8 protein-coding genes are annotated in these 11,138 nt (G+C 68.4%); 5 read left to right on the forward strand and 3 right to left on the reverse strand.

The genetic code is table 11. From position 1 onward, the window contains the following. Window positions 1–158 precede the first annotated feature (158 nt). Window positions 159–1,052: a 1,4-dihydroxy-2-naphthoyl-CoA synthase gene (locus tag ACWCPQ_RS32295; protein WP_449906049.1), complete on the reverse strand. Its 894-nt coding sequence runs from the start codon at window positions 1,050–1,052 to the stop codon at window positions 159–161. 105 nt (window positions 1,053–1,157) lie between these two features. On the opposite strand from ACWCPQ_RS32295, the gene ACWCPQ_RS32300 reads away from it, so the two are divergent. The 4 genes from ACWCPQ_RS32300 to ACWCPQ_RS32315 all read left to right on the forward strand — a co-directional run bounded on the left by ACWCPQ_RS32300 (window position 1,158) and on the right by ACWCPQ_RS32315 (window position 5,135). Next, window positions 1,158–1,814, forward strand: coding sequence for a PaaI family thioesterase (locus ACWCPQ_RS32300; RefSeq protein ID WP_449906052.1), 657 nt, complete (start codon window positions 1,158–1,160; stop codon window positions 1,812–1,814). Window positions 1,815–2,088: 274 nt separating this feature from the next. Then, window positions 2,089–2,535, forward strand: a complete 447-nt coding sequence (locus tag ACWCPQ_RS32305; RefSeq protein WP_449906054.1) for a DUF6918 family protein — start codon at window positions 2,089–2,091, stop codon at window positions 2,533–2,535. Between the two features lie 213 nt (window positions 2,536–2,748). Next, complete coding sequence (menD, locus tag ACWCPQ_RS32310; protein WP_449906057.1) at window positions 2,749–4,386, forward strand: 2-succinyl-5-enolpyruvyl-6-hydroxy-3-cyclohexene-1-carboxylic-acid synthase; 1,638 nt, start codon at window positions 2,749–2,751, stop codon at window positions 4,384–4,386. A gap of 164 nt (window positions 4,387–4,550) precedes the next feature. Further along, window positions 4,551–5,135, forward strand: coding sequence for a TIGR03086 family metal-binding protein (locus tag ACWCPQ_RS32315; protein WP_449906060.1), 585 nt, complete (start codon window positions 4,551–4,553; stop codon window positions 5,133–5,135). Between the two features lie 27 nt (window positions 5,136–5,162). On the opposite strand, the gene ACWCPQ_RS32320 is transcribed toward ACWCPQ_RS32315, so the two are convergent. Beyond that, entirely contained in the window at window positions 5,163–5,798 is a 636-nt protein-coding gene (locus tag ACWCPQ_RS32320; protein ID WP_449906062.1) for a TetR/AcrR family transcriptional regulator, read from the reverse strand. 81 nt (window positions 5,799–5,879) lie between these two features. On the opposite strand from ACWCPQ_RS32320, the gene ACWCPQ_RS32325 reads away from it, so the two are divergent. Further along, on the forward strand, window positions 5,880–6,914 hold the full coding sequence (locus ACWCPQ_RS32325; RefSeq protein WP_449906065.1) for an aldo/keto reductase: 1,035 nt from the start codon (window positions 5,880–5,882) through the stop codon (window positions 6,912–6,914). Between the two features lie 20 nt (window positions 6,915–6,934). On the opposite strand, the gene ACWCPQ_RS32330 is transcribed toward ACWCPQ_RS32325, so the two are convergent. Beyond that, on the reverse strand, window positions 6,935–11,119 hold the full coding sequence (locus ACWCPQ_RS32330; RefSeq protein WP_449906068.1) for a molybdopterin-dependent oxidoreductase: 4,185 nt from the start codon (window positions 11,117–11,119) through the stop codon (window positions 6,935–6,937). Between the last annotated feature and the right edge of the window lie 19 nt (window positions 11,120–11,138).

Here is an 11,138-nt window from a genome sequence, read left to right on the forward strand (position 1 = left end):
GAGACTCGAGCCTTCGGCTCATGCGCTTTCGAGGCCTGAACGGCGAGACGGGCCTCGACCCTTCGAGGTGTCTCGTAAAACTCGACTCGGGGGGTGCGGGGGGTGGGGGTGTGCGGGTTTGTTGCGGGCTTTTTCGGGTTGGGTGACTGATGTGTGGGTCAGAAGTACCAGGGGTAGGGGGTCCAGTCGGGGGCTCGTTTCTCCAGGAAGGAGTCACGGCCTTCGACAGCTTCGTCCGTCATGTATGCCAGGCGGGTCGCTTCACCGGCGAACAACTGCTGGCCCACCAGGCCGTCGTCGGCCAGGTTGAACGCGTATTTGAGCATGCGCTGGGCCTGCGGGGATTTTCCGTTGATCGCCGCCGTCCACTCCAGGGCGACGTTCTCCAGTTCGGCGTGGTCGACCACTTCGTTGACCGCGCCCATGGCGTGCATGTCCTCGGCGGTGTAGGTGCGGCCCAGGAAGAAGATCTCGCGGGCGAATTTCTGGCCGACCAGTTTGGCGAGGTAGGCGCTGCCGTAACCGCCGTCGAAGCTGCCCACGTCGGCGTCGGTCTGTTTGAAACGGGCGTGTTCGCGGCTGGCGAGGGTGAGGTCGCAGACGACGTGCAGGCTGTGGCCGCCGCCGGCGGCCCAGCCGTTGACCAGGGCGATCACGACCTTGGGCATGAATCGGATGAGCCGCTGGACCTCCAGGATGTGGAGCCGTCCGGCGCGGGCCTTGTCCACCGTTTCGGCGGTGTCGCCGCTGGCGTACTGGTAGCCGCTGCGGCCGCGGATGCGCTGGTCGCCGCCGGAGCAGAAGGCCCAGCCGCCGTCCTTCGGGCTGGGGCCGTTGCCGGTGAGCAGGACGGCGCCGACGTCGGCGGTCATCCGGGCGTGGTCGAGTACGGCGAAGAGTTCGTCGACGGTGTGCGGCCGGAAGGCATTGCGCACTTCGGGGCGGTCGAAAGCGATCCGGACGGTGCCCTGTTCGATGTGGCGGTGGTAGGTGATATCGGTCAGGTTCTCGAACCCGGCCACTTCGCGCCACAGCGTCGGATTGAACGTCATGGGGTGATTACATCAGGCGTGGCGCCGCCGCCGGTGGGCCGTTGAGTTCACCACATCTGAGCCGAAATGTTTGGACGGCGTATAACCCGGAGTTACGGTGCGTATATGAGTGAGCAGACCCAACCGACGATCGACGACAGCGCTGTCGACGAGGATCGGTACGAGCGGCACGGCGGGTTCCCGAAGATCACCCCGGCCCGGGTCGGGCCGGAGTTCGGCGAATTCGTCGAGGCCATGCGTACGCTCCAGGACCTCGCCGTCTCGGCCGACGCTCCCGACGAGGTGTTCGGTGCGGCCCGCGATCAGGTGAACGCGCTGATCGATCTGCTCGGGCCCTATCGCGCTCCGGAACAGCAGGGACCGGCGGGCCGGGCCGTCGAACTTCCCGGGCGCGGCAGCCTGCTGCTGCTGCCCTGGCGCACGGTTTCGGCCGGACCCGACGGCATCGTCATGAAGGGTGTGTTCCGCCGCTTCCATCTCGGTGGCAACTCCGCCGCGCACGGTGGTGTGCTGCCGCTGCTGTTCGACGACCTGTTCGGTATGACGGTGCACTACGCCGGACGCCCCATCAGCCGGACAGCTTTCCTGCACGTGAACTACCGCAAGGTCACTCCGCTGGATACGCCGTTGACGGTGCGCGGCCGGGTCGAGCGAATCGAAGGCCGCAAAACTTTCATCAGTGCCGAACTCGTCGATGAGGAAGGCGCGGTGCTGGCCGATAGTGAAGGGCTGATGGTTCAACTCCTGCCGTGGCAGCCGTGATCGGGTGGCCCGGCGGGATGCCGTTACATCGACCCTGACGGGACCGCTGTTTTCGCCGGGCCGGAGGATCGCACGTTTCTCCCGGTCGTGCCGCCGCAGGCGCTGTTCAACACGGTCCGGTGCGCCGAATGTCCGGGCCGCGCGACACTTCCGTCGTTGCGGAGGTGTCATCTCCGTCTGTTGCTTACCCATGCGGGGCGGAAAGTACTCCTGCGGGTGGTGCGTATAGTTGCGTTGCCCGTCCATACGAGTACTGATCCGGAGGATCCTTAAATTGGTTGCAGCACTGTCTGAATCACTGCTTGACGAGGCCACGCGCCCGGCCTTCCTCGCCGACGCCGTCCAGGTCCTGGACGCCGAGGTCTCCGATAAGGGTGGTGCGTCGGGTCTGGCCGTGAAGGGTGGGTACGCGGCGGTGAAGAAGATCAGCCCGTCCATCGTGCCCGATGCCCTGGAATCGTTGGCGCCCAAGCTGCTCGAGCAGCTCCAGCCGTACTGGGCCGAGTTCCAGGCCGGTGGCACCGGCACCTTCGGCGAGCTGCTCAGCTCCAAGGGTGACGAGGTCGCCGAGTCCCTGCTGACCGTCACCGACGCGCGCGCGGCGAGCTCCAGCCGTCCGGCCCTGCAGAAGGTCTACAACTCGATGCGTTCGTCGGCCAAGAAGAACGTCGTCGAGGCGCTGCCCCGGCTCGGCGATCTGGTGCAGAAGCACGCCGGCTGACCGACGTGCGATTCGGCCGCGCCGATGCGCGGCACCTGGGGGGCCTCGACGACGAGGTCCCCAACGGGGGGAAGTACACGGGGGTGTTCCGGATCCGGCGAGCGGCCCTTTCGGGTGGAACCGCCGGATTCGTTTCCGCGGAGTTCCGCGACGACTCATGGGTGTGAGCAGGCCGACGCAGACGCGGCGGCCGGGGTCTGACAGGCTGGAGGCGTGAATCCGTCAACAGCGCAGGCGCGGGTGGTCGTCGACGAACTCGCTCGCGGTGGGGTTCGGGAGGTCGTACTGTGCCCCGGCTCGCGTAACGCTCCGCTGGCGTTCGCCCTGCAGGCCGCCGACGCCGCGGGCCGGCTCCGCTTGCATATGCGAGTCGACGAGCGAACCGCCGGGTTCCTGGCGATCGGCCTGGCCATCTCTTCGGGTGCCCCGGTTCCGGTGGTGATGACCTCCGGAACGGCAGTGGCCAACCTGGGGCCCGCGGTACTGGAGGCCAACTACGCCCGGGTTCCGCTGATCGTACTCAGTGCCAACCGTCCGTACGAGATGCTGGGCACCGGTGCCAATCAGACGATCGAGCAGCTGGGTCTGTTCGGCAGCCAGGTGCGGGCCACTATAAATCTGGGTCTGGCCGAGGCCGAGCCCGCCGCCGATTACCCGCGGCAGAACAGTGTCTGGCGGTCATCGGTGTGCCGGGTGCTGGCCGCCGCACGCGGGACCCGGTCGGGCAATGCCGGGCCGGTTCATTTCGATATCCCGCTGCGCGAGCCACTGGTCCCGGATTCCCGGGAGGGCGAGACCATTCCCGCCGGGCGCGGCGCCGAGCAGCCCTGGACGGCAACGCAGTACGCCACACTCGATGTTCCGCTCGATATCGACCTCACTCCCGATACCGTCGTGATCTCCGGTCACGGCGCCGGCCTGCGCACCGAACTGGCTGCACTACCGACGGTCGCCGAGCCCACCGCGCCCGTGCACGGTCCGGCGCTGCACCCGCTGGCGCTGCCGTTGCTGAAACCCCGCCAGGCCGTCATCACCGGCCGGCCCACCCTGCACCGGCAGGTTTCCCGGGTGCTGGCCGACCCCGAGGTGACGGTGTACGCCCTGACCACCGGCCCGCGCTGGCCGGATGTTTCGGGCAATGTGGTGGGCACCGGTACCCGTGCGGTGACCAGCGGTGCGCCCAGCCCGGAATGGCTGGCCCGCTGTCGTGACCTCGACCAGCGAGCCCGCTCGGTCGTGCGCGAGGAACTGTCCAGGCATCCGAAACCCACCGGCCTGCATGTGGCCGCGGTCGTGATGGACGCGCTGCGCGAAGGCGACCAGCTGCTCCTGGGGGCGTCGAACCCGGTACGTGATGCCGCACTGGTCGCCGCGCCGCGGCCCGGCGTCCGTGTGTTGTCCAATCGCGGTGTGGCGGGGATAGACGGCACGGTGTCCTCCGCGGTCGGCGCGGCGCTGCACCACCCGGGCCGGACCGTTGCGCTCATCGGCGATCTCACCTTCCTCCACGATGCGTCCGGACTGCTGATCGGGCGCGGTGAACCCCGCCCCGAGGATCTGACCATCGTGGTCGCCAACGACGACGGCGGCGGTATCTTCGAACTCCTCGAACAAGGAGATCCCCAGTACGCCGGTGTTTTCGAGCGGGTCTTCGGTACGCCGCACGGTATGGATCTGTCGGCACTGTGCGCGGCGTATCGGATCCCGCACCGGCAGGTGGGCCTGGACGAGCTGGCGACCGAACTCGGCGGCTCGGCGACCGGATTGCGGGTGCTGGAGGTCGTCACGGATCGAGCCGGGCTGCGTGATCTGCACACCGCGGTCCGCACGAATGTCGGAGCCTCGGCGTAATTCCGCCTCTCGGGACGGGCGCGGCCGTAGTGATCGGTTCCGAGCACGGCTCGACCGGGTGTGCTCCCGGGCGGTCGCGGATCGGCATCGTTTTGCGCCGCGGCCGGTGAGTTCCACCGGCCGGATTCGTCGGTACAGGTGATCCACCGACCCGAGGAGCTCCGATGCATCCCGAATTCGACCTGTCGGCGGCGGCCGCCGCGCTCGCCGATACTGTTGCCGCGATCGGCGACGAACAGCTCGACGTCCGAACTCCCGCCGACCTCCCGGTTCGCGCGATTCTCGACCATGTCGGCGGGCTCGCCGAGGCGTTCCGCGCTGCGGCGACGAAGGAGGCGGCCGGGAAGTCCGCCGCACCCGAATTCGGTTCCGGCGCAACCCTGGCACCTGATTGGCGGATCCGGATCCCGGCGCAGTTGAAGGCACTCGCCGCGGCCTGGCAGCAGCCGGCGGCGTGGGAGGGCGATACCGAGGCCGGTGGGGTGGTCATGCCCGCCGCGATCACGGCCCGCGTCGCCTTGGACGAATTGGTCATCCATGCCTGGGATCTGGCTCGCGCCACCGGTCGCGGTGTCGAGGTGGCCGACAGTGATCTCGAGATCCTGCTGCAGTTCCTGCAGGACACGCCGCCGGCGGGGACCCCGGGACTCTTCGGGCCCGTGGTGCCGGTCGGGCCGGGTGCGCCACCGCTACACCGGGTTCTGGGCCTCACCGGGCGCGATCCGTTCTGGATTCCCAGCGCGCGGTGAGGCGGGCTCGCCCGTGGGTTCGCGACGCTACGGTCGGGCCGATGGTGCTCGATCGGTGGTGAAGATGCCCGCCGCCGCCGCTTGCGCCGCGCTTTCGGCGGCGGCGCGGGCGGCGGGCTCGTCGATGGGGTCGCCGCTGGCCAGCAGCCGGTAGTAGAGCGGACCGGATACCGCGGTCAGTACCGCACGGGGGTCGGTACCGGCCGGGACCTCGCCCCGTGCGACGGCATCGGTGATACAGGGTGACCATTCGGCGAGCCGGACGTCGTAGAACCGGCGCAGTGCGACGGCGGTGCTCTCGTCGCAGGTGGCGGCGGCGATGACGGCCCGGAAGAGGCGGCCCTGCCTCGGGTCGGCGAGGGTTTTCGCGACCAGTCGCGCATTGGCGGTCAGATCGCCGAGCAGGGAGCCGGTCTCGGCACGGGGCAGGGACTGTTCGGCCATGTCCACCAGGAGGTCGGCGATGAGTCCGGTCGGGGTGCGCCAGCGACGGTAGACCGTTGTCTTGCCGACCTCGGCGCGGGCTGCGACCTCGGCGAGGTCGAGGTGGGCGAAACCGTGTTCGGCGAGCAGGTCACCGGCGACCTCCAGTACCGCGGCCCGTACGCGGGCGGTGCGGCCGCCGGGGCGGACCGAGCCGGGTGTGGCCACATCTTCAGCCATAATGGAACTCCAGTTTCATTTAATGATCGAAGGGTGTATGTTCGAGTCGTTAACGAAACAATAGACCCTTTAGGAGTCGAGATGGAATACCGGCGGTTGGGTACCTCGGGTCTGGTCGTCCCCGCTCTGAGCTTCGGTGCGGGCACCTTCGGCGGCCGCGGCGAGCTGTTCGAGGCATGGGGTGATACCGATGCCGACCAGGCGCGCCGACTCGTCGACATCAGCCTCGACGCGGGCGTGACCATGTTCGATACAGCCGATGTCTACTCCGACGGCGCCTCCGAGGAGGTGCTCGGCGTCGCTATCCGCGGCCGCCGCGATCGGCTGCTGCTGTCCACGAAGGCCGGCCTGCCCACCGGGCCGGGCCCCTACGACGCCGGAACCGGCCGGAGCCGTCTGATCGCCGCGGTCGAGGCTTCGCTCACCCGGCTGGGCGTGGAACATATCGATCTGTTCCAGCTGCACGCATTCGATGCGCGAACCCCGGTGGAAGAGGTGTTGCACGCACTCGACGATCTCGTTCGCGCGGGCAAGATCCGCTATATCGGGGCGTCCAATTTCGCCGGCTGGCAGCTGATGAAATCGCTGGCCGCCGCGGATCGGCACGGCCTGACCCGCTACATCGCCCACCAGGTCTACTACTCGCTCGTCGGCCGTGATTACGAATGGGAACTGATGCCGCTGGGTCTGGCCGAGGGGGTGGGCGCGGTGGTGTGGAGTCCGCTCGGCTGGGGCCGGCTCACCGGCAAGATCCGTCGCGGACAGCCGCTACCCGCGGGCAGCCGGCTGCACCGGACCGCGGAGGCGGGCCCGCCGGTGGATCAGGAGCATCTCTACGACGTGGTCGACGTACTGGACGAAATCGCCGCCGAAACCGGCCGCTCCGTCCCGCAGATCGCGCTCAACTGGCTGCTCACCAGGCCCACCGTCGGTACGGTCATCGTCGGCGCGCGCAATGAGGAACAGTTGCGGCAGAACCTCGGAGCGATCGGCTGGACACTCACCGCCGACCAGCTCGACCGCCTCGACAAAGCGAGCGCGCTCACGCCGCCCTACCCGTACTACCCCTATTACCGCCTGCCCGATTTCGCCCGCCTCAACCCACCCGCCGCCTGAGGCCGGATCGCGGGCAGCGGTCAGTACACATCGCGGACGTAACGTTTCTCGGCGGTGAGTTGCTTCTTGAACGCGGCGGCGCCGTCCTCGTCGAGTTTGCCGTGGATGCGGGCGATCCGCAGTAGCGCGCCGTCCACATCCTTGGCCATCCGCGCCGCATCGCCGCAGACATAGAAATGGGCGCCGTCGCGCAGCCACGACCACAGCTCCGCGCCGTGTTCGATCATGCGGTGCTGCACATAGATCCGCTCCCGCTGATCCCGGGAGAAGGCCAGGTCCAGCCGGGAGAGGTGGCCGGTCCGGAACATATCCTCCAATTCGGTCCGGTAGTAGAAATTCTGGGCGGCATGCTGGTCGCCGAAGAACAGCCAGTTGCGGCCGGTGGCGCCCTGCGCGCGCCGTTCGTGCAGAAATCCCCGGAACGGGGCGATACCGGTGCCCGGGCCGACCATGATCATGGGGGTGCCGGGATCCAATGGCGGCCGGAAATGTGGTGCGCGCTGCAAGAATATCGGCACCCCGGCGCCCGCGGAACGATCCGCGAGAAAGGTCGAGCAGACGCCACCGCGCCGGACCGCCGACCCCGTGGCGGCCGGATCGCCGTAGCGGACGACCCCCACGGTGAGTTCCACCCGGTCCGGGCTCACCAGCGGACTCGACGAGATCGAATACTGGCGCGGCTGCAGTTTCTTCAGGACATCCAGCCATTCCACGAGATCGGCGTGGACCGGGAAATCGCGCAGGACATCGACCAGCTGGCGATCCCAGAGATAGGAGGCCAGCTCGTTGCGGTTGTCGCGGCGCAGCAGTTTGGCGAGGCGGTGACTCCGGTTGTGGCCCGCCACGAATTCCAGGAGATCCCGGGAGACCTTGGTGATGTCGTAGTGGGTGCGCAGCGCCTGTTCCAGCGTCATCCCGGCGCCACCGGCCTCGACCTCCCGCCGTCCGTCCAGACCGGTCGCGCCGAGCCATTCCCCGACCAGCGAAGGACAGTTCGTCGGCTGAACACCGAGCGAATCACCAACCTCGTACCGGGCCTCCAGCCCGCTCAGGTCGAAGCCGATCCGCCGGACCTCCTTGGCAGCGTGGGGTGCGGTCAGTACCTCGTTCCCGAGCAGCGGTGCGGTGAGCGGCGCGGTACGGGTGAACGGGGCGGGCGCGACCTGCCGCACCGGAAGCGGTGCGGGGGCGGTGCGTTCCAGGACTCCGATCGCGGTGCCGCCACCGGCCGGGGATCCGGTGCCCGGGCCGCTGCCGCCGGTCTCGTCACCGGCGCCGGGGCCGCCGGACTCGGACAACGCGGCGACCACCTCGTCCAGCCACTGTGCGCCGGGCTCGTCGAAATCGGGTTCGCAGTCCTGGCGGGGCAGGAGCCGCTGCGCGCCACGGTCGGCGAACAACATGTCGAGTTTGCGGCCGTGCCCGCAGAAATCGTCGTAGGAGGAGTCACCGAGTGCGAAGACCGCGTACCGCATACCGGTGAGCCGAATCGCGCTGTCGTCGAGCCGGGTCCAGAAATCGGCGCCGTTGTCCGGCGGTCCACCGTCGCCGAAGGTACTGGTGACCACCAGTACATCACCGGTCAGCACGTCGAGGTCGCAGGAATCCATATCGAGCAGCCGTGGGTGCAGCCCGGATTCGGTGAGCCGGGCGACCGCCGTGGCGGCGAAATCCTCGGCATTACCGGTCTGCGAAGCCCACAGCACTGTCACGGTGCGAGCGTGGGACTCGTGGGCCGGATCACCGGCAGGTGCCGGATCGGCCGCTGTACCGCGTGCGTACATACCGGCCAGGAGACCGTCGACCCACAGCCGGCTGCGTTCCGAGAGCGGCGCGGACGAAGGAAGTACCGGCTGTCCGGACACCGGCAGCGACTGCAGCGCCGCGAGATAACCACCCAGGTAGATCCGTTCGGTTTCACTCAGGGTCGGGGTGGCGGCCGTGTCCAGGCCGAGCATCGCGGCCAGCGGATGAGTACCGGTCGCCACGGGTTCCGGTGCGGTCGCGGGTGTTTCCGGGGTATGCGCCCGCATCATCGGCGCGACCCGGCGCAACGCCACCGCGCACGCCTTGTATTCCGGTTGCAGGGAATCGGCATCCACGGCGTCGTGGGTCACCGCGTTGATGGTCAGGTATTCGCCCTGTTCGTCGTTCCAGTGGAACGGCGCGAAACAGCCGCCCGGCCGGACCCGGTCACTGATCCGCGCGGGCAGGACCGCTCGCCCACGCCGCGAGGTGATCTCCAGCGGGTCACCCGGATCCAGTTCCAGGGCCCGGGCATCGTCGGGATGCACCTCCACGAACGGCTCGCCGTTCAGTTCGACGAGTTTGCCGACCCGGCCGGTCTTGGTCATCGAATGCCACTGGTGCTGTAGACGGCCCGTATTGAGCAGGAACGGGTAGTCGTCGTCGGGCATTTCGTCGGGCAGCATATGTGGGCGCGGCCAGAAGACAGCGCGGCGGCTCGCGGTCGGAAAGGCCAGGCGGGGCGCGTTACCCTCGGCATCGGTGTAGCGCGGTCCGCTCGTACCGTCGTTCACATACCGGATCGGATTGCGGCGCCGGTCCGGATCCGGGCAGGGCCACTGCATCGGGCCCGCGCGCAACCCGTCGTACGTTATCCCGCTCAGGTCGTAACCGGTGGCGGGATTCGCGAAACGGCGCAGTTCGTCGAATACCTCGGCGCTCGACGCGTAGTCGAAGCCGGGGAAACCCATGGCGGACGCCACCTGCGCGATCAATTGCCAGTCCGGCCGGGCCTCGCCCGCGGGTTCGACCGAACCGCTCAACAGGGTGACATTGCGCTCGGAGTTCACCATCACCGCGTCCGCCTCGGCCCACAGGGTCGCCGGCAGCAGGATATCGGCGTAGGTGTTGGTGGCGGTCTCGGTGTAGGCATCCTGTGCGATGACCAGTTCGGCCGCTTCCAGACCCGCGATCACCGTCTTCCGGTTGGCGACGGTCGCCACCGGGTTGGTGCAGACGATCCAGGCGGCCTTGATCGTCCCCGCCGCGAGTTCCCGGAACATCTCGATGGTGCCCGGCCCGGCTTCGGTACGCAGCGTCCCCGGCGGCAGCTCCCAGACGTCCTCCACGAACGCGCGGTCGGCCGGGTTCAGCAGACTGCGCTGCCCGGGCAGACCTGGCCCCATATAACCCATTTCGCGCCCGCCCATGGCATTCGGCTGCCCGGTCAGCGAGAACGGTCCACTGCCGGGACGGCAGATGGCGCCGGTGGCCAGATGCAGGTTGCACAGTGCGTTGGTGTTCCACGTTCCGTGTGTGGACTGGTTGAGCCCCATGGTCCACAGGCTCATCCATTCACCGGCCTCGCCGATCCAGCGGGCGGCGGTACGAATGGATTCTTCGGTCAGGCCGGTCAGTTCCGCGACTTTTGCCGGTGGGTAGTCGGCGAGGAACTCCGGCATGGCATCCCAGCCCTCGGTGTGCTCGGCGATGAATCCGGAATCGATATCACCGGCCTCGACCAGCAGGTACAGCAACCCGTTGAGCAGCGCCAGATCCGTCCCGGGCGCGATCTGCAGGAACAGATCGGCGCGCGCCGCGGTATCGGTGCGCCGCGGATCCACCACGATCAGTTTCGCGCCCGCCTTGAGCCGGTCGGCCATCCGCAGGAAGAGGATCGGATGGCAGTCGGCCATATTCGCGCCGATCACGAAGAACAGGTCGGCATGCTCGAAATCGTCGTAGGACCCCGGTGGGCCGTCGGCCCCCAGCGACTGTTTGTAGCCGGTGCCGGCGCTGGCCATGCACAGCCGCGAGTTCGCCTCCATGTGGATGGTCCGCAGATGACCCTTGGCGAGTTTCGTGGCCAGGTACTGGGCTTCCAGTGACATCTGCCCGGAGACGTACAGGGCGACGGCGTCGGGTCCGTGGTCGTCCACGATCCGGCGCAGCCGCGCCGCGGTCTCCCGCACGGCCTCGTCCACCCCGGCCGGTTGTGGTTCCACGCCGCGTTCGGGACGGCGGTAGGCAGTGGTCATCCGGCCCGGGGCCCGCATCATCGCCGGATGGGTGGCGCCCTTGGTACACAGCCGCCCGGAGTTCGACGGATGCAGTTTGTCTCCGCCGACCTTGGCGATGACCGGCGCACCGGCGGTATCCGCCTCGGTCGTGACCACGATTCCGCAGCCGACGCCGCAGTAGGAGCAGGCCGTCCTGGTCGTGCCCTGTACCTGGGGCACGGGTGGGGGCCCTGCGGGG

The sequence above is a fragment of the Nocardia sp. NPDC001965 genome (assembly GCF_053594175.1).

What these genes read in the sequence shown, in the direction of transcription:
- ACWCPQ_RS32295 (WP_449906049.1), bottom strand. Translation starts at nt 1,052, where the DNA reads ATGACGTTCAATCCGACGCTGTGGCGCGAAGTGGCCGGGTTCGAGAAC.
- ACWCPQ_RS32300 (WP_449906052.1), top strand. Translation starts at nt 1,158, where the DNA reads ATGAGTGAGCAGACCCAACCGACGATCGACGACAGCGCTGTCGACGAG.
- ACWCPQ_RS32315 (WP_449906060.1), top strand. Translation starts at nt 4,551, where the DNA reads ATGCATCCCGAATTCGACCTGTCGGCGGCGGCCGCCGCGCTCGCCGAT.
- ACWCPQ_RS32320 (WP_449906062.1), bottom strand. Translation starts at nt 5,798, where the DNA reads ATGGCTGAAGATGTGGCCACACCCGGCTCGGTCCGCCCCGGCGGCCGC.
- ACWCPQ_RS32325 (WP_449906065.1), top strand. Translation starts at nt 5,880, where the DNA reads ATGGAATACCGGCGGTTGGGTACCTCGGGTCTGGTCGTCCCCGCTCTG.